Raw genomic sequence first — 1381 nt, forward strand, 5'->3', positions numbered from 1 at the left:
TTGAACTACTCACCACTTAACGTCCTTACGGACTGTTTGAAGTGGGAGATTCCTAAGTACAGAAGCCTAATGGCTTCTAATTCATTAGGCTATCCCCGTAGTTCCTACGGTTAGAAGCCTTAAAGCTTCATTTTTAAGATTGATACTTGCGTTAATATCTCTGTCGTGATGACTATTGCACTCAGGACAATCCCATTCACGAAGATTTAGATTCTTAACGTCTTTATTTTGATACCCACAACAAGAACATAATTGGCTTGAAGCAAATGTTTTGGATACCAGAATGACTTGTTTTCCATACCATTTTGCCTTGTATTCTAGCAACGTTCTAAATTGTGACCAAGATACTTCACTAATCGCTTTTGCTAACTTATGATTTTTTAACATATTCGATACTTGCAAATCTTCTATACCGATAACATCGTGGTTTTTGATGATTTCAGTTGAGATTTTGTCCAAGTAATCTTTTCTAGCATTAGCTATGTATTCATGAATTCTAGCTACCCTTACTCGTTGTTTATTCCAGCGAGAAGATCCTTGCATTCTTCTAGAAAGAACACGCTGTGCTTTTGCCAACTTCTCTTCCAATGAGCGAAAAAATTTAGGGTTTTTATAAGTTGTTCCATCTGACAAAATGGCGAAATCTTTTAATCCTACATCCATTCCAATATAAGAATGTGTTTTCGGAAGTTCTTGCACTTCTGTTTCAACTAACAATGACACAAAGTATCTGCCGGAAGGGTTCCGTCTAACCGTAGCATTTAAAATACGTCCCTTTACTTCACGACTTTTGGCAAATCGAACAAGACCTAGTTTCGGCAATTTCATTTTGTTTCCGACAACAGCAATGTTTTCATTTGTTTGTTTTGTGGTATAAGATTGTACGTTGTTCTTTTTAGATTTGAAACGCGGGGCACTGTTTTGTTTTTTAAAAAAGCGTGTATAAGCATCCACAAGGTTGCGAACAGACGATTGAATAGCAATACTATCCACTTCTTTTAGCCAAACAAACTCTTTCTTCATGGCAGGAAGTTTGGCAGAACATGTACCATATGTCAAACCTTTTCTTGTTTCTTTGTATGCATTATCCCATAGAGATAGGAAGTGATTGAATACAAAACGAGAACAACCAATCGTTTTATTGATCAGGATCGCTTGTGCTTTATTTGGATAGATACGAAATTTATACGCTTTATTGATCATCCTTCATTTCACCTCCATTTCGATATATTTCCATTATATATCAAACGTACATTCGATAGTTAGTTAAGTGATTATGACAAATTATCCGGTAACACTTTACATATGTCGAACAATTAAGATGACTTCCTGCCATCTCTTGTTCGAAGCCAATTCATCTCCCACCTACTCGCTGGGCTAC

The 1381-nt window shown here is 36.4% G+C and carries 1 protein-coding gene; it reads right to left on the minus strand.

Translation table 11 applies throughout. The features are described from left to right. Positions 1-84: 84 nt before the first annotated feature. The gene (tnpB, locus tag PDK19_RS27195) at positions 85-1203 is read right to left on the minus strand and encodes an IS200/IS605 family element RNA-guided endonuclease TnpB (protein WP_000608417.1); all 1119 of its coding nucleotides are present in this window, start codon (positions 1201-1203) and stop codon (positions 85-87) included. Positions 1204-1381: the final 178 nt, after the last annotated feature.

It is taken from the genome of Bacillus cereus group sp. BcHK124 (genome assembly GCF_027712065.1).
Lineage (GTDB): Bacteria > Bacillota > Bacilli > Bacillales > Bacillaceae_G > Bacillus_A > Bacillus_A pacificus.

What these genes read in the sequence shown, in the direction of transcription:
- tnpB (WP_000608417.1), bottom strand. Translation starts at nt 1,203, where the DNA reads ATGATCAATAAAGCGTATAAATTTCGTATCTATCCAAATAAAGCACAA.